The following is a 16511-nucleotide window of genomic DNA, read 5'->3' as shown; positions in this document are numbered from 1 at the left end:
TGGCTAGAACCCCGTGGGCTCGGTCTCAAGCTCGGGTTCGCCGGGCTGGTACTCATGGTGCAGCGGGCGCAGCGCCTCGGTCCGCGGATGCCAGAACAGTGCGTCGTAGCGTTCCCCCATCCGGGTGGGCACGTAGTTGCCCCTCTCCCGGTGCGGGTTGTACACCACCCCGATGGCCCGGTGCCCGCGCCAGGACGTGAGCCAGGGGCCGGTGCGGTCTGCCCCGAAGACCATCACCGCCGGCTCCCCCAGCGCCTCGTTGAGAAGGTCCTCGTGGCTCCCGTGCACTGCGGCCGGAACCTCCATGACCCATTCCGGCGAGCCCCAGGATTCGGCGGCGGTGACGGAACCGGCGAAGGACGCGAACCCGGCCAGCACCACTTCGCCGGGGTGGCGCTGGCGGACCAGCTGCCCGATGTTGAGCATGCCGTCATGGGCCATGTCCGTGGCCCGTGCATCACCCACGTGCGTGTTGTGCGCCCACACAAGGCCCCTGGATCCGGGCCCGTGGTGGCGCGCGATGCGTTCGATGGTGTCGCTCATATGCTGGTCGCGGATGTTCCAGGACTGCTGGTCGCCGCGGACCATCGTCCTGTAGTAGCGTTCCGCGTTGGTGGCCACGATCGCGTTCTGGATGGCGTCAAAGGCTGCCGGATCATCTTGCATCCGGCCCAGCGTCCGCCGTCGGACTTCCGCCAGCAGGGCCACCACGTCCGCTTCGCAGGACTGCGGAACCAGGCGGTTGCTCAAGGCGTACCGCTGCGGGTCCTCGCGGAACGGAATGAAGCAGTGCCACGCATGCAGTGCCGCCGGGAGGGCCTCGCTGGCGTTGGCCTCAAGCCAGGCGAAGATTTCACGCAGCGAATCCCACAGCGAGTACACGTCCAGGCCGTAGAAGCCGGTCCGCTGGTGTTCGGGCAGGCGCAGGTTCCATTCGCGCAGCCAGGTGAGGAACCCAGCCACCTCGTGGTTGGCCCACATCCAGGTGGGCCAGCGTTCAAAGCCAGCCAGCAGCTGGCGGGCGTCCATCTCCTGCCCGGCCTCGCCCCTGACCCAGCGGTTGATGCGCCAGCAGTCCGGCCAGTCGCCCTCCACGCCGATCCAGGTGAAGCCGTACTCTTCGATCAGCCGGCGGCTCAGCAGCGCCCGCCAGTGGTAGTACTCCTGGGTGCCGTGGGATGCCTCCCCCAGGCAGACGAAGCGGGCGGGGGCGGCGAGGCGGACCAGCGGTTCGAGGTCGTCGGCAGTGGCCAGGGAGTGGGCCAGGCTGCGGATCTGGGCGGTTTCCGCCCCGCGTTCCGCACCCCGCTCCGCCCAGGGGCCGGCGCCGGTGCCTGCCGCGGTCATTCCCTGGCCTCCGGCATGGACCGGCCCACCGGTGATGGCAGGAGGTACTGCCGGAACCAGTCCGCGGCCAGCGTGGCCGCCGTGGCAAGGGTGCCGGGTTCCTCGAAGAGATGGGTGGCTCCCGGGACGATCTCCAGCCGGGTGGGGGCCTGCATGCGCGCCATGGCCTGGCGGTTGAGGGCCAGCACCTGGGTATCGGCGCCGCCAACAATCAGGAGGGTGGGTGCTTTTACGGCGGCCAGCCGCGGGCTGGCCAGGTCCGGCCGGCCGCCCCGGGAGACGACGGCGGCAACCTGGGCGCCGGGCTCGGCTGCGGCCCACAGTGCAGCGCCCGCCCCGGTGCTTGCCCCGAAGTACCCGATCCGGCCGGCGGAGCCGTCGTGCCGCGCTTCCAGCCAATGGGTGGCGGAGGAAAGACGCCGGGCCAGCAGGCCGATGTCGAAGACGTTGGCCCGGTTGACTTCCTCCTCCGGTGTCAACAGGTCAAGGAGCAGCGTGCCCAGGCCCGCCCCGTGCAGTACGGAGGCCACGAAGCGGTTGCGGGGGCTGTGCCGGCTGCTGCCGCTGCCGTGGGCGAAGAGGACCGTGCCGTCGCACCTGGCCGGCAGGTAAAGGCTGCCGGGCAGGACAACCCTTCCGTCGGAGATTTCGACGTCGTCCTCCAGGCTGCCGTCTCCCCCTTGCACCCCGCGCTGGTACGGCGGGGATGCGGCGGCGTCCAGCAGCTGCACCACCTCGCCATCCTCGGTGGGTGAGAAGTCGTGGTAGTAGTAGCCCACGGCCTGGAAGTCCTGGGGCGAGAGGAGGCACACGATGTCGTCCGGTTCCTTGAGCTCCACGATGGCACGGGCGGGGGCAACGGGGACGGCAAGGATGACTTTTGCCGCACCTTGCCGCCGGGCCACCTGGCAGGCAACCCTGGCCGTGGAGCCGGTGGCGATCCCGTCGTCAACGATAACCGCCGTGCGCCCGGCCAAGTCGACGCGCCGTCGCCCCTGGCGGAAGCGTGCCACCCTGCTTTCGAGCAATGCGCGTTCCTGCCGCTCCACCTGTTGCAAGTCTTCCTGGGAGATCCGGGCCATGGAGATGGTGCGCTGATCCAGGACGCGCACGTTCCCTTCCCCGATGGCTCCCATGGCCACCTCGGGTTGGAACGGAACCCCCAGTTTCCGCACCACGATCACGTCCAAGGGCGCTTCCAGGGCCTTGGCCACCTCGAACGCCACGGGGACGCCGCCCCGCGGCAGGCCCAGCACCACAACATCCCCGCCGCGCAGGGGGGCCAGCCGCTTGCCCAGCCGACGCCCGGCGTCGGGCCTGTCATGAAAAGCAACCATCGTCGTCACCCGCCATGCGTGATTTCTTCCCCGGGCAACGCGGCCGCGGAGGGGGTCCATGACATCCGGAGGACAAAGTGGGCGTCGGAACTGCTCCTGGCAATCACCGCCCCGGCGTCCCCCGCGAGCTTCACTCCGAACTCGATCTGAATCTGTTCGGGGGTGAGTTCCGCCATGGCCTCCAGTGCTGCGCGGGCTGCCGGGCGAACGCTGGCAAGCGCATCTTCCAGGCGCCTGCCCGTGTCCAGGATCCCCTGTTCGTTGCGCGCAGGATGGTCCACGCCGAAGCTGTTGTCCGCAGCCTCAACGAGCACGGTCCCGGAGCCCACTTCGTAGCGCAGCACCTCAGTCATGGCGGATTCCTCTTGCTAGTGCGAGACCCGGTAGGTGTGGCGGACGTCGGTGCTGGGCTTGATTGCCGCCGCTGTTACCACCAGTGCCACTGCCCCCGCGATCCATGACGTCCAGGCTGCCCCCGTCGCCCCCGTGTACGACCCAAGCCATGGCGAGAGGACCAGTCCTGCTGCGAGGATGGCCTGCACGTATTCCATGGCCGGAGTTCCCGGCATGGCCAGGTTGATGATGCCGCTGACCACCAGGAGGCCGCCGAAGATGAGCATGAGGGTGGTGGACATGCTTTGCTGCCGCGTGAACAGGACTGCCACCGCGGCGAAGAGTCCGGCGGCAGCTGCAACATAGTCCTGCCACCGATACCACTTTTTCACTGAACTTTCCTTTCCTTTCAGGGCGGGAACGCCCTGTGCGCTTCCGCCCCGGCGGGCCTTTGTTTCCCGCGATTTAAGTCAACGCCTGCCGCCCGCGCGCTTCTAGGGCAGAAAGACCTAGGGCCGGGGCCCGCCGCGCGCGCACCGGGATTCACTGCCAACTCACAGGAACTGTCCGTAGGAAACGCGGTTCCGGTGTGCAGGAGTGTGGCCAACGCTGGCGCGTAAAACTTCGATATCGGACAGCAGGGGCCGCACGTGAACCCAAGCCAGCCCGCCGATCCGCAGGAGGCAACCACGTCGCCGGGCGCCGGGGCGTCCCAAAGCCCCATGCCCGGCGCAGGCACCGCAACCAAGCCTGCGGACGCAGCAAAGCCCGCCGGCACCCCCAAGCACATTTTCGTGATCAACCTGGAGAACAAGGGGTATTCCAGCGTCTGGGGGGACGGCCCAACGACAGCACCATGGCGGACTGCCACACCTACACCGAGTTCAACGCCACCGGCACTGATTCGGAGGGCACGCTGCAGGGCGACGGCTGCGTCTACCCCCAGGACACCCAGACCGTTGCCGGGCAGCTGTCCGCCCAAGGCAAAACGTGGAAGGGCTACATGGAGGACATGCAGCAGCCGTGCGAACACCCCGTGCTGGGCGAGGCTGACAACCACGTCAAGGCCACCCCGGACGGGCAGTACTCCACGCACCACAACCCCTTTGTCTACTTCCGCTCCATCACCTCGTCCCCGGACTGCACCGGGAACGTGGTCAACTTCTCCACGCTCAAGGACGACCTGAAATCCGTGGACACCACCCCGAACCTGGCCTACATCACGCCCAATCTGTGCCATGACGGGCATGACGCCACCTGCGTCGACGGTTCCGGGGGCGGCCTCGCGGCGGCGGACAATTGGCTCAAGGAACAGGTGCCGGCCATCCTGTCGTCGCCGGCATACAAGCAGGACGGGATGCTCGTGATCACTTTCGACGAGGCAGAGGGCGACACGGCCGGCCCCACGGACTCCGATGCCCCGGCCGGAGGTGCCGCCGGAGGCAAGGTGGGGGCGCTGGTCATCTCCCCGTTCAGCCCCGCGGGGACGTCATCGGACCGGGCCTACAACCATTACAGCCTGCTGGCCAGCATCGAGGACTTCTTCCACCTCCCCCGCCTCGGGCTGGCCGGCAACCCCGGCGTCAGGACCTTCGGCGACGACGTCTACCGGAACGAGTCCTGACATGGCAGTTTCAGGAAACGGGGCGGGGCGCCCGGGGAACGGACGACGCCGGGCCATGCTGGCAGGTGCCGGCGTGCTGGCTTTGGTGATCCTCGCCGTCGTCCTTTCCATGGCTTTGCGCGCCGGCCCGCCTGCCCCGGACGCAACCGCCTCAAACCCCGCCTCCGGTTCTCCGGCCTCTGTGGCCGGTCCGGCACCTGCTGCGGCGGCCCCCGACGGGATCTCCAAGATCAAGCACGTGGTGATCATCACCCAGGAGAACAGGTCCTTCGACAGCTACTTCGGAACCTACCCGGGGGCTGACGGGATTCCCATGAAGGACGGCAAACCCACGGCATGCGTCCCGGACCCTGCTGACGGCGGTTGCACGCGGCCGTTCTACAACTCTGCTGACAGCAACGCCGGCGGCCCGCACAGCCATGCCGACGCCACTGCGGACATCAACGGCGGGGCCATGGACGGGTTTGTGGGCCAGGCGGAGAAGGGCCTGTCCGGCTGCGGCGCCACCAGCACCAAGTGCCAGTACAGCAACAACATGCCCAACGATGTCATGGGCTACCACGACGGGCGGGACCTGCCCACGTACTGGGCCTACGCCCAGAACTTCACGCTCCAGGACCACCTGTTCGCCTCCGCCGCCTCCTGGAGCCTGCCGGCGCACCTGTACCTGGTCTCGGAATGGTCCGCCAAATGCAGCAAGGCCGGGGACCCGACGTCGTGCGTGGATGCGCTGCAGGACCCGGACCCCGAACCCGAGCCGCAGATGATCAAGGACACCCTGATTGGCAAGTGCCAGGCCGGAATGGACCTGGACCCGTGCCGGGAGGCGCTGGAAGCCGCCGGCATTGACCCCGGCCTGGCCGCGCAGATCGACGCTCTGATCGGCGCCAGCTGCAAGCCCACCGATTCCTACGCCGTCTGCCAGGCGGCGGTGGATGCTGCCCCCGTCTCCGACGGCCTGAAGAAGAAGCTGACCGACGCTGCCAAGAAGCTGGAACTGCCGGACTACGCCTGGACGGACCTGACGTTCCTGCTGCACAAGCACCAGGTGCCCTGGGCCTACTACGTGTTCCAAGGCACCGAACCGGACTGCCGCAACGATGCCGCCACCTGCGATCCCGTAAAGCAGGACGCGAAAACCCCGGGCCTGTGGAACCCGCTGCTGTACTTCGACACCGTGAAGGAGGACGGCGAGCAGGGCAACATCAAGCCGCTGAGCGGTTTCTACGACGCCGCCAGGACGGGAACACTGCCGGCCGTCACCTGGGTGGCGCCTACGGACAAGGTCAGCGAGCATGGGCCGGCCAAGATCAGCACCGGGCAGGCCTACGTGGCCGGGCTGGTCAACGCGGTGATGAGCGGGCCGGACTGGGACAGCACCGCCATCTTCCTCACCTGGGATGACTGGGGCGGGTTCTACGACCACGAAACCCCGCCGGTGGTGGACAACAACGGCTACGGCCTGCGCGTCCCCGGCCTGGTGATCAGCCCCTACGCGAAGAAGGGATACATCGACCACCAGGTCCTCAGCCACGACGCCTACTTCAAATTCATCGAGGACGACTTCCTGGGCGGCGAGCGCATCGACCCCACCACCGACGGCAGGCCGGACGCCCGCCCCGATGTCCGCGAGAACAACCCGCAGCTCGGCGACCTGGCCAAGTCCTTCGACTTCAACCAGGCGCCGCTGCCGCCGCTCATCGTGCCCAACGCGACGACGTACTGACGTCCGCTCCGGCGTCCGCTCCGGACCGGGTTCCCGGCCTGGCGTTGCGCCTGGCGGGCCTTGCTAGGTTGCGGCCCCCTCGGCTGGATTCGCATCCGGTGGCGCAGCTTCCCGTTGCCGTGCTTCCTCCGGCACAGCTTCGGCCTGCAGCACGGCCGGCTGCTGTACGGGGACGGCGGCCTGCGCGGCCCCGGCTACGGCGGGCTTGATGTTCTGGTTGACGTGGAAGAAATTGTCGGGGTCGTACTTGGCCTTGAGTTCGGCAAGCCGCGCATAGTTTGACCCCAGGGTGTCCTCGATCCGGGACTGGTCATCGGCGTCCTGGAAGTTCAGGTAGCCGCCGGGCTCGGAAAACTCGTGGAGTGCGCCCCAGTAGTCGCGGACCCAGGCGATGTTCTTTTCGTTCTCCGACGGCTCGGGCCACTGGCCGGCGATGACAGGCGAGAAGTTCACGTCACGGTAGGCGAAGGCGGTCGCTTCGGGTGCCACCCGCTGGACGGCCCCGTCGATCGGATAGAAGTGGTTGGCGGAGTGCACGCCGGGAATACCCGGAGCGTAGTGGACTGCGGTGCGGAGCGCGTCATCGCTGAGGGTGCGAAGGAAGTCCGCCTTCCAGTAGCCCTGCAGCCCGGGGATGCCGCTCAGCCCGTCGAACATGATGTTGAGCGCCGGGTACGGCATCGGTGCAAAGAAGCTTCCCAGCACAGGTCCGGCGTCCAGCATGGCCTGCCAGTGGGCGGGGCCGGCGTCGAGATCGCCCGTCCACATGCCGGCAATCACGGCTACGGGCTTCCCATGCCATTCCTCGGGGAGGAAAGGAACCGGAGGGCCTCGATGGAATCCCAGGAAGGCGCCCATTTCCTCGGGTTCGGCGGCAATCCATTCGCGGTAGGCCGCACCCACCTGGGCTCCGAGCGTGGCGTCGAAGAATATGATCCCGATGTGGACCATGTCCACCGGGTGCAGGCGGAATTCCATCGACGTGACCACACCGAAGTTCCCGCTTCCGCCGCGGAGCGCCCAGAAGAGGTCGACATTTTCTGCTTCGCTCGCCGTAACAAAGGTTCCGTCGGCAAGGACCACGTCAGCTGACACGAGGTTGTCGCACGCCAGCCCGTACTTCCGGGACAGGTATCCGATGCCGCCGCCCAGGGTGAGTCCGGCAACACCGGTCGAGCCGACGATACCGCCCGTGCTGGCCAGCCCGAACGCGTGGGTGGCGTGGTTGTAGTCTGCCCACGTGGCGCCAGGCTCCACTCGGGCCAACCTTGCCGCGGGGTCGACGCGCACTCCCCGGCGGGCCGAGAAATCAAGGACCAGGCCGCCGTCCACCGTTCCAAACCCCGGGGCGCTGTGCCCGCCGCCGCGCAAAGCGACCTCGATGTCCAGGCCACGGGCAAACCGGACGGCGGCCATGACGTCGGCCACCTGGGAGACCCGCAGCACTGCAGCGGGATGACGGTTGATCATCCCGTTAAACACAAGCCGAGCGGCGTCGTACTCGGCGTCGTCCTCTTCGATAACCTGTCCGCGGACCTGTTCGCGGAGTACGTCAAAGCGATCGCTACCCATCACAACTCCAGATTTTTTTGCTTCGAAGACCAGAGTGCGTGCCAGCTCCATACAGGGCCCAGCGGGGGCCAGCATGATGATTCTTTCGGTATACGCCCAGGCTTTAAGAGGGTCAAGGGGCCCGCGGTTGGTACTACAGCCGGTACGTGGAGAGCGTGCAGTTTGCCGCGTCCTCCACCACCGCCTCCAGGTCCCCGGTCCGGTGCAGCACCTCCATCTGCCGGACGGCGCCGGTGCCCTCCGCGAGCAGCCCGTCCAGCAGTTCCTCCACCCGGCGCAGGTCCCCGCTGTCCTCCAGTGCGCCACGGACGTGGTTCAGCAGCGAATTCACGACGGCGAGCGCGGGCGCCGGGCGGTGCGTTTGCGGATCCAGCAGCTCGCCCCGCAGACCCCAGCGGCTGGCCTTCCAACCGGCCAGCCGGAGCAGCGCCGACGGGACAGCCACCGGCTCGGTGCCTTCCCGCCATTCACGGGCAGCCGTTTCCACCAGAGCCCTGGCAAGTCCGGCCAGCAGCACCGTGTTCCCCGGCCGCAGGCACACATCGGCAAGGCGGATCTCGACGGTGGGATAGTGCCGTGAGAGGCGGGCGTCAAAATAGATCATGCCCTCGTCCATGGCGACGCCGGTGCTCACCATGTCGTGGACCAGCTGGTGGTACGCGTCCGGGGTACCCAGGATTTCCAGCGGGCCCGCGGAGGGCCAGCGGTTCCACACCTGGGAGCGGTAGCTGGCGTAGCCGCTGTCCTCGCCGTGCCAGAACGGGGAGTTGGCACTGAGCGCGATGAGTACCGGCAGCCAGTTCCGCGTCCGGTCCAGCACGGCAACGGCTTCAGCCGGTGACTCCACCGAGACGTGGATGTGGCAGCCGCAGGTGAGCTGTTCCCTGGCGGTCAGCCCGTATTCCTCCGTCATCGCCCGGAACCTTCGGAGCTGCACGGGGTGTGGATCGGCAGGAAGCGGCGAGGTGCCCAGCGCGGCCACCCTGACGCCGACGTCCTCGGCTGCCTGTCGGGCGATGGCCCGGCCGGCCATGATGTCCCGCTCAAGCCGTGCCAGGGTGGCGTGCGGCGGGGTGACCACCTCGATCATTTCCTGCTGGAACTCAGCTGCCAGGACGGGGCCGGTGCCGGCTTCCAATGGGCGGACGTACAGGTCCAAAAGGGCACCTGCCAGCGGTACGGCTTCACCTGTTCCGGGATCCACCAGGAGCAGCTCCTCTTCGATGCCGAACGTCCGCCTGCCCGCACCCGCGCCACCGGTGCCGTCATTGCCGTAAGTGTCCATCGCCGTCGTCCCCAATCCCCTTGCCTCGCTGCAAGTTCTGCCCGATCACTGCGCGCGTTGGCCGCCGCCGAAGGGGAACATTATGATAGGCGGCCTTATCAATCCGTGTGAAGGGGTAGCGGCGAGCATTCCGGCTGTACTTGGCGGTTGCCCACGCGTAGATTGGAAACCGTGACGGGAATCATGGCCCGCCCTCCCCGGAACTTCTGCGCAGGGCCGGTAAGAGCAGCTGCTGTCGTCCACCGGCGGCAAATTATGCAGAAGCGGAAAAGACACGCAATGGCGTCCTCGCAGTTCCAACAATTCCTTGATGAAGCAACCACTTCCGATCCTTCCAGTGATTTCCCCCTTGGTCCCGACTGCCTCTACGGCCTCTATGTCAGCTGGGCGGCACTGCACGGGCTGACACCGAAGCCAGACCAGGCGTTCCGTGCCGGGATGCTGCGCTGCGGCGTGGACGTCCGGAACTCCAGGCTCCGGATGACCGGCCCCGCCGCCGCCGACTACATCCTCAGCAGCTACCCCGCCGTCGCCTGACCACCCCCTGCCCGGGCGCGCTGCTGTCCTGGAGCGGCGCGGTGCTTGATGTGGCCCGCATGTTTTATGGCGGCCCATCCTTCCCCGGCGCCATGTCGGGGCCGGGGAAGGGTTTCTTCCCGCCGCAGCGGGCGGCAGGATCAGGAGTCGACGGGTTGCCTTCCCTTGCCTTCCCGCAGAACTCGTACATCCCACGGCCCGAGTTCGATTTTTTCCAAGTTGCCAACGTCCGGATCGAGCAGGTCCTGCATGGGCGCCGGGGCCGCCGTCGTCACCGGGTCCCAACCCCAGTTGTGAAGGAAGTGGATCCGTGAGCCGTCAGCCGCGGTCGCTGAATTCGCAGTAACGCCCGCGGGCAGCTCGCCCCAAAAGGTTGTTGCGTTGTCGGGGGCCAGCCAGCGGATGAGGTCGGCGGCCAGTGTGTCGTCGGGCAGGGTCCCGACCGTGATGATCCGTCCAGCTCCAGTTGCAGCTGTGGTGACGGCGGCATACTGCCCGAACTGCGGATGGGTGTAACGGGCAAGTACCCTGGCCTCTCCGGGCTGGAGGTAGTCGACCCAGCGGGTGGCGCGGGCCTCGGAGGAGAGTGGGAGCTCTCCGGACGCTTCGACTTCCAGCGGCAGCTGGATCTGGGAGAACTCCTGGTAGGTGACACCCGCGTCCAACCTTGCGGGTTTGACGTCGAGGCGTGCCCTTGCCTCCTGGTCGGCATAGGCGGTGCGCATTCCGAGCACGAGGTGTCCGCCGGCTCGGGCATAGGCGTTCAGCCATTCGAGCAGGGTGTCATCAGCGATGTAGAGCCCGGCGGCGATGATCACGGGCAACTCCTTCGCTACCTGAGCCGGGTCGAGGAGGTTGCCTTGCGGGCCGCTGATCTGGGTGTCATGGAGGATCCGAACCGGCACCCCGGCGTTATGGGCACCGCGGTAGAAGGCTTCGAAGATCTTCTGGTAAGAGCGTTCGTCTCCTGTCATGGGAGGTTCCAGGAGGAAGCAAGGCTGGCCGGCGAGGGCCCACTTGGAGTCGTTGGAGTAGATCATTCCGATGCGGGCATCCGGGGTGAGTCCGGTCAGTGCGCTCCCTGCTGCTTGCAGTTCCTCGCCCAGTTGCGCGAGTTCATGGTAGACCCGTCCCGGTTTCTGGTCGTGAGGGAGGACGCCAATCCAGTAGGTTTCGGTGCCGTAATGGTTGGTGGCCCAATGCCAGTACTCGATCATTTCTGCGCCACGTGAGATGAATGCGTAAGCTGCCTGCCGCCATTGCCCGTCGAATGCGGGGTACTGCATTGCGGATCCCCCGATGGCGCCGGCGTTGGTTTCAGTGACCAGGAAGGGGGCCTGCTTTGAGGAGTACATCCGGTCCCCGCTCTGAAACAGGGTCCAGGCGCCGGAAGTAGCCCAGCCCTGCGGCGGGTCGCTGCTGTGAGGGACTGCGAGGGCGTCCTGCATGGCGTAGTACGGGTTGCCTGCCGTGATGTCGAAGGACCGGGTCATGTCCTCGTCATGCTGGGAGGGCCGGTCGTAGGCGATGCAGGTGGTCACGAACTGCTCCGGCGTGGCGTATTCACGCACGATGGATGCCTGCCAGGTGAGGTATTCGGTGGTTAGCTTTGCCTGGAATTGCCGCCAAGCGAGGTCGTACTGGGGTTGGGCGTTGTTGTCGGGCGTCCACAGGTCAGCCCAGGTGGAAAGCTGGTGGGACCAGTAGACCAGGCCCCACTCCTTGTTGAGGTTCTCCACCGTTCCGTATCGTTGCCTGAGTTCGTCGGTGAACCGCTGGAAGACGCCCCGGTTGTGGAATGAGAGCAGGCCGGGCTCGTTGTCGACCTGGTAGCCGATGATGGCCGGGTGCGAGGCGAACCGCCCTATGATTTTGCGGATAACGCGTTCGGCGTGGAACTTGAAGGCGGGGTGGGTGTAGTCCACTTCCTGGCGTGCCCCCCAGCCCAGGGGCTGTCCGGTGCGGGTTTCCGCGGCGATCTCTGGGTAGCGGCGGGCGAGCCACATGGGCACCGCGTAGGTTGGGGTGCCCAGGATGATGGAGATGCCGCGCTGGTGGGCGCCGTCAAGGACGGGGGTCATCCACTCCAGGTCAAACCGGCCGTCCTCGGGCTCCCATTGGGACCAGGTGGATTCACCGACTCGGATGACGGTCATGTGGGCTGCAGCCATGAGGTCCAGGTCCTCCTCCAGGCGGGGGGACGGCTGGTATTCGTGGTAGTACGCCGCACCGAAGAGCACTTTATTGGGTCGTTCAGACATGGATTAGTTCTTTCGTTCAGGAGAGGGGAAGGGGTCAGGCTTTGACGGCGCCGCTGCCCAGGCCGGACTGCCAGTAGCGCTGAAGGAACAGGAAGGCGGCCATGAGCGGCAACACCGAAACCAGGGACCCTGTGATGACGGTGGAGAAAAGCGCCTGGGAACCTGATCCGGCCGCAGAGGCCGCCTGCCACTGGGCCAGTCCCACCGGGAGCGGGAACAGCTCGGGGCTGTTGAGCATGATCAGGGGCAGGAAATAGTTGTTCCAGCTGGCCACGAGTGTGAAGAGCAGCACCGTGATGGAGCCGGGTACAAGGAGCCGCAGGACGATCTGCAGGAAGATCCGCATTTCCCCGGCGCCGTCAACGCGTGCCGCTTCGATGAGTGAATCCGGGACAGCGTCGGCGGCGTAGACCCGCATGAGATAGACGCCAAACGGGCTCACCAGCGAAGGCAGGATCACAGCCCACACGGTGTTGGTCAGGTTCGCACCTGCAAAGAGCAGGTAGGTGGGGATGGCCAGCGCCGTCATCGGGATCATTACGGCCCCGAGCACGATGGTGAACATCGCGTTCCCTCCGGGGAACCTGTACTTCGCGAAGGCGTATCCGGCAGCAGTGGCCAGTGCTGACGCACCAAAGCCACTGGCGATCGCGTACATCAGGCTGTTGATCATCCAGTGGCCGAAGACTCCGTCCTGGAAGGTGAAGACGTTGTGCAGGTTCTCGGCCAGGTTCATATTGGAGAACCAGAGGCCGAAACTGCTGAACAGGTCCTCGTTCGCCTTCGTCGAGGCAACCACAAGCCAGAAGATGGGCAGCAGGAAATACACCAGGCACAACAGCATGACGACGGTCAGGAGCGTGCTCTTGCCCGACCGCCGGCGCCGCTGCGGGCTCCCCGCATTGCTTCGCGCCGCCACCTGGTCAGCGAGTGTGGCGGTCAAGAGGCCCTCTCCTTCCTGTTGGCAGTCAGTTGGACCACGTAGCTGACCGCCATGATCACTATCCCCAGGAGGAAAGCAATTGCGGCGGCATAGTTCGAATCCTGGTTCACGAAGGACAGCTGAAAGGCGTACATATTCGGCGTGTAGTCCTGTCCGATCGCCGCCGGCGCGATGACGCGCAGGAGATTGGGTTCATTGAAAAGTTGGAACGACCCGATGACGGAGAAGATCGTGGTCAGCAGCAATGCGCCCCGGATGGCGGGTATCTTGATCGACCATGCCAGTCTCCATTCGCTGGCGCCGTCCACGCGAGCGGCTTCGTACAGTTCAGCGGGAATGGACCTGAGGGCGGCGTACATGACGATCATGTTGTACCCGACGAATCCCCAGGTGACGATGTTCATGATCGAGAACAGGACGTTGCCCCCGGCGAGGAAATCCGGCGCCGGAAGCCCCAACGCCTTGGCCAGTTGCGCAAACGGTCCGAAGTCTTTCCCGTACAGGTAGCCCCACATCAAGGTCGCAATCACGCTGGGAATGGCGTAGGGCAGAAAGACGCCGAGCCGGATGAACCGTTGCAGGCGCAGCATTCCGCTGTCCAGGATGAGGGCGAAGAGCAGGGAAAGGCCAAGCATGATCGGGACCTGGATGACAAGGAACAACGCCATGCGCCCCACGCCGCCCAGGAAGGACGGGTCGGTCAGGGCACGGACGTAGTTGTCCATGCCCACGAATGAAACACCGCCGATGAGCTGTTTCTTGAAGAAGGAAAGATATCCGGCGTAGAACAGGGGGACGGCGATCATCAACGCGAACATGACCATGAACGGCATCGACAAAGCGTAGGCGGCCGCGTATTGGCGCCGCTTCGCGATGTTCACCTTCTTCTTATGCTGGCGCAGCGGCGCTTCCTGGGTTAAGGTTTCAGCTCGCAACGGTGAATCCCTGACCCTTGGCGTACTGCACCAGGTCGTCCTGCCAAGCGGACAATGCTGCATTCAGGTCGCCCCGGTCGCCGATCGCCTTCCCCATGGTCTTGTCGTAGCTGGAGGCGGCGTAGTCGTTGAAGGGCAGGAATTGGAACCCCTCCTGGACAGTCGCGGAAATGTCTGTGAACTGCTTATTGACTTTCTGGCCACCATAGAAGCTGGCAGAAGCGTCAGCGAAGGCGGGGTTGTTGAGGGTTTTGGTTGATGGCGGGAAGAGGAACTGTTCATTGGCCAGGGTCAGCGCCGCTTTTTCGTCCGTATTTACGAATCGGGCGAGCATGGCCGCAGCAATAGGGTTCTGGCTGGACTTCAGAACCGCGTCGGTGGAACCACCGTAGTTGCCGCTCGCCGGGCTGGAGGAGTCCCACTGCGGCAACGGCGCCACACGCCACTTGCCCGCCGTGCTCTTTGCAGTTCCCTGCAGGAAGACCGGGCCCCAAGCTCCTGTAAGCCAGGCAGCGTACTTTCCGTTGTTCAGCCCTTGATACCAAGCATCGGCGAAGTCAGGTTCATTGCCGATGTTGCCGGATTTGAAGAGATCGTTCCAGTATGCGGTGACCTTCTTGCAGGCGGCATCTCCGGTGAGGTTGATCTTGACGTTCTTTGCGCCATCGAAGGAGAAGGGGCGCCCCCCGGCCTGCCAAAAGAGGGCCAGCATGTTCGCTTCAGAGCTCGGCGCCCAGTTGGTGAGCATGCTCGATGCGTTCTTACCGCGGTAGGCCGTTACTGCCGCCGCGAACTCGTCCCACGTCTTGGGCACCGTGAGTCCGGCGGCAGTGAATAGGTCTTCGCGGTACAGCATTCCCATGGGGCCGGTGTCCTGGGGTACGCCATAAATTCCCTTGCCGCCAGGGGTAACACCACCCCAGACCCAGCCTGGGTAGTCAGACTTCAGTTCTCCGATCCCGTAAGGCGTGAGGTCCAGGAGACTGTCGGTCAGTGTGAATGAAGGCAGTTTGTCGAACTCCATCTGCACAACGTCAGGGGCACCCTTCCCCGCTTGGATTGCCGCCCGAAGCTTCTGGTAGTGGGCCCCACCCTGCCCGACATTGACTACTTCGACCTTCACCGCCGGGTATTTCGCCTGGAACAGATCCACTTCCTTCTGTATATCCGGCACCCAGGTCCAGAAGGCCAGTTTCGTATCCTTCTTCATTGCGGCGTCAATGTCCGCCTGTGAGACCGGGGCCCCGGCAGCCGCCGACCCACCACCACCGCTGCAGGCAGTGAGAGCGCTAACACCAAGGGCAGCAAGAGGAATTGCGGCAAGGATCGAACGACGTGAAACTTCTCGTGTCATGATTTCAACTTTCTTCGAAGCGGTGTGATGGTGCGCGGCATTTGCCTGCGGGGTCGGGGCGCCGCTGCCCCCGGGAACACGCGGTGATGTTCCTTCCAGCAGGAATATGTGGGGTTTCAGGCAGTATCCAAGGCAATGACAGAGGCTGTTGAGTCCCGGACGATGAGCTCTGTGGGTAGGTAGATGCTGGTGGTCTCGATAGGTTGGTTTTCAATCAGCTGGACAAGTTCGCGGACAGAACGTTCGGCGCCGGCCACGAAGTCCTGGCGGACCGTCGTAAGGGGCACCATCTGATAGGCGGCCTCGGGAACGTCATCGAAGCCGACTACTGACATGTCGCCCGGCACCTGGATGCCCTTCTCGGTGAATGCGCGAATGGCCCCCATGGCCATATGGTCGTTTGCGACGAATACCGCGGTCACTTCGGCTCGATCAAGTGAGAAGGCTGCCTCGTGTCCGGATTTTGCTGACCAATCACCCTCGACGACCGGGCCCGGCTCAAGGCCCGCGTCCTTCATTCCCCGGAGCCACCCGTCGCGGCGCTGGACGGCCGCATGCCAACTGAGCGGGCCTGCAATGTGGGCAATCCGCCTGTGACCCAAGTCGTACAGGTGACGCACCGCAGCCCTTGCGCCCATGGACTGGTCCGTGTCGACAACCACGTGATTAGGTGCCGCGTCGGAAACAGGACTGGTACTGACAACAGGCATGCCGGCGAGTGCCGACGGTGCCAAGTGGAGGACCCCGGTGGCGCCGGAAATGATCACACCCTCCACGCCTCGCGCCAGCAGGTACCGGATCGCTTCTGCAAGTTCGCCCTCGGACGGCTCCCGGACGGTTGTGAGCGTCAGGGCATAACCGGCTTTCCATGCCGCCTGTTCCAGGCTGAAAAGTCCCGCAGTGGGACCATACAGGGAACTCGCCGTCGTGATAAGCCCGATCTGGTGGGTACGCTGCGTCACGAGTGCGCGCGCCGCTGCGTTCGGGCGGTACCCCAGGGTCACGACTGAAAGCATGACCCGCTCGCGAACCTGGGGTCGAACGTTCGGTTCATTGTTTACTACCCGCGAGACCGTCTTGGTCGAGACACCCGCGTGGGCTGCGACGTCGGACAGGCGGGCAGTGGCCGGCGGAAGAGCGCCCGCCCGCGATCCGATTTCGACAACGCTGTCATTCATGACTGTGATCTAACTCTCAGTCTGACAACGCTGTCAACCCGATAAAGCGCCTTCGTAACCCCTTTGTTATGTGGAGGGT

At 65.3% G+C, this 16511-nt stretch carries 14 protein-coding genes; 3 read left to right on the top strand and 11 right to left on the bottom strand.

The genetic code is table 11. The features are described from left to right. Positions 1–3 precede the first annotated feature (3 nt). The 4 genes from IEW19_RS02810 to IEW19_RS02795 are packed head-to-tail and all read right to left on the bottom strand — an operon-like array spanning position 4 to position 3409. Positions 4–1347, bottom strand: a complete 1344-nt coding sequence (locus tag IEW19_RS02810; protein ID WP_229748281.1) for an erythromycin esterase family protein — start codon at positions 1345–1347, stop codon at positions 4–6. Next, on the bottom strand, positions 1344–2684 hold the full coding sequence (locus tag IEW19_RS02805) for a phosphoribosyltransferase family protein (protein ID WP_188570167.1): 1341 nt from the start codon (positions 2682–2684) through the stop codon (positions 1344–1346). Before IEW19_RS02805 ends, IEW19_RS02810 begins: the two co-directional genes overlap by 4 nt. 5 nt (positions 2685–2689) lie before the next feature. After that, positions 2690–3037, bottom strand: a complete 348-nt coding sequence (locus IEW19_RS02800) for a CU044_2847 family protein (protein WP_188570166.1) — start codon at positions 3035–3037, stop codon at positions 2690–2692. Between the two features lie 15 nt (positions 3038–3052). Next, positions 3053–3409: an SPW repeat domain-containing protein gene (locus IEW19_RS02795; protein WP_188570165.1), complete on the bottom strand. Its 357-nt coding sequence runs from the start codon at positions 3407–3409 to the stop codon at positions 3053–3055. A 464-nt stretch (positions 3410–3873) separates the two neighbouring features. Here IEW19_RS02795 and IEW19_RS02790 point away from each other — a divergent pair, with 464 nt between their 5' ends. Together IEW19_RS02790 and IEW19_RS02785 are read left to right on the top strand one after the other, a co-directional pair. Next, positions 3874–4641: an alkaline phosphatase family protein gene (locus IEW19_RS02790; protein WP_229748280.1), complete on the top strand. Its 768-nt coding sequence runs from the start codon at positions 3874–3876 to the stop codon at positions 4639–4641. 1 nt (position 4642) lies between these two features. After that, positions 4643–6367, top strand: a complete 1725-nt coding sequence (locus IEW19_RS02785; protein ID WP_188570164.1) for an alkaline phosphatase family protein — start codon at positions 4643–4645, stop codon at positions 6365–6367. A gap of 63 nt (positions 6368–6430) precedes the next feature. On the opposite strand, the gene IEW19_RS02780 is transcribed toward IEW19_RS02785, so the two are convergent. Both IEW19_RS02780 and IEW19_RS02775 read right to left on the bottom strand, forming a co-directional pair. Further along, complete coding sequence (locus IEW19_RS02780; protein ID WP_188570163.1) at positions 6431–7939, bottom strand: FAD-binding oxidoreductase; 1509 nt, start codon at positions 7937–7939, stop codon at positions 6431–6433. Positions 7940–8072: 133 nt separating this feature from the next. Continuing rightward, positions 8073–9224: a carboxylate-amine ligase gene (locus IEW19_RS02775; RefSeq protein WP_188570162.1), complete on the bottom strand. Its 1152-nt coding sequence runs from the start codon at positions 9222–9224 to the stop codon at positions 8073–8075. Positions 9225–9503: 279 nt separating this feature from the next. Here IEW19_RS02775 and IEW19_RS02770 point away from each other — a divergent pair, with 279 nt between their 5' ends. Beyond that, entirely contained in the window at positions 9504–9761 is a 258-nt protein-coding gene (locus IEW19_RS02770) for a hypothetical protein (protein WP_188570161.1), read from the top strand. Positions 9762–9901: 140 nt separating this feature from the next. Here the strand turns inward: IEW19_RS02770 and IEW19_RS02765 are convergent, their stop codons facing one another. The 5 genes from IEW19_RS02765 to IEW19_RS02745 form a co-directional block, all read right to left on the bottom strand. Next, positions 9902–12022: a beta-galactosidase gene (locus tag IEW19_RS02765; RefSeq protein ID WP_188570160.1), complete on the bottom strand. Its 2121-nt coding sequence runs from the start codon at positions 12020–12022 to the stop codon at positions 9902–9904. A 34-nt stretch (positions 12023–12056) separates the two neighbouring features. Then, a complete protein-coding gene (locus tag IEW19_RS02760) occupies positions 12057–12965 on the bottom strand; it encodes a carbohydrate ABC transporter permease (protein WP_229748279.1) in 909 nt (302 codons plus the stop codon). Next, positions 12962–13900, bottom strand: a complete 939-nt coding sequence (locus tag IEW19_RS02755; protein ID WP_229748278.1) for a carbohydrate ABC transporter permease — start codon at positions 13898–13900, stop codon at positions 12962–12964. Before IEW19_RS02755 ends, IEW19_RS02760 begins: the two co-directional genes overlap by 4 nt. Further along, positions 13890–15110, bottom strand: a complete 1221-nt coding sequence (locus IEW19_RS02750) for an ABC transporter substrate-binding protein (protein WP_229748277.1) — start codon at positions 15108–15110, stop codon at positions 13890–13892. Before IEW19_RS02750 ends, IEW19_RS02755 begins: the two co-directional genes overlap by 11 nt. A 260-nt stretch (positions 15111–15370) precedes the next feature. Next, a complete protein-coding gene (locus tag IEW19_RS02745) occupies positions 15371–16432 on the bottom strand; it encodes a LacI family DNA-binding transcriptional regulator (protein ID WP_188570158.1) in 1062 nt (353 codons plus the stop codon). Between the last annotated feature and the right edge of the window lie 79 nt (positions 16433–16511).

Source organism: Arthrobacter liuii (genome assembly GCF_014639275.1).
Classification (GTDB): Bacteria; Actinomycetota; Actinomycetes; order Actinomycetales; family Micrococcaceae; genus Arthrobacter; species Arthrobacter liuii.
Note: the sequence above shows the minus strand (reverse complement) of the source record. Positions and strands in the feature narration are given on the sequence as shown.

Excerpts from the sequence above, each read along its gene's own strand:
- IEW19_RS02750 (WP_229748277.1), bottom strand. The coding sequence starts at position 15,110 with ATGAAGAAGGATACGAAACTGGCCTTCTGGACCTGGGTGCCGGATATA.
- IEW19_RS02810 (WP_229748281.1), bottom strand. The coding sequence starts at position 1,347 with ATGACCGCGGCAGGCACCGGCGCCGGCCCCTGGGCGGAGCGGGGTGCG.
- IEW19_RS02770 (WP_188570161.1), top strand. The coding sequence starts at position 9,504 with ATGGCGTCCTCGCAGTTCCAACAATTCCTTGATGAAGCAACCACTTCC.
- IEW19_RS02790 (WP_229748280.1), top strand. The coding sequence starts at position 3,874 with ATGGCGGACTGCCACACCTACACCGAGTTCAACGCCACCGGCACTGAT.
- IEW19_RS02765 (WP_188570160.1), bottom strand. The coding sequence starts at position 12,022 with ATGTCTGAACGACCCAATAAAGTGCTCTTCGGTGCGGCGTACTACCAC.
- IEW19_RS02785 (WP_188570164.1), top strand. The coding sequence starts at position 4,643 with ATGGCAGTTTCAGGAAACGGGGCGGGGCGCCCGGGGAACGGACGACGC.
- IEW19_RS02800 (WP_188570166.1), bottom strand. The coding sequence starts at position 3,037 with ATGACTGAGGTGCTGCGCTACGAAGTGGGCTCCGGGACCGTGCTCGTT.
- IEW19_RS02805 (WP_188570167.1), bottom strand. The coding sequence starts at position 2,684 with ATGGTTGCTTTTCATGACAGGCCCGACGCCGGGCGTCGGCTGGGCAAG.
- IEW19_RS02745 (WP_188570158.1), bottom strand. The coding sequence starts at position 16,432 with ATGAATGACAGCGTTGTCGAAATCGGATCGCGGGCGGGCGCTCTTCCG.
- IEW19_RS02780 (WP_188570163.1), bottom strand. The coding sequence starts at position 7,939 with ATGGGTAGCGATCGCTTTGACGTACTCCGCGAACAGGTCCGCGGACAG.
- IEW19_RS02775 (WP_188570162.1), bottom strand. The coding sequence starts at position 9,224 with ATGGACACTTACGGCAATGACGGCACCGGTGGCGCGGGTGCGGGCAGG.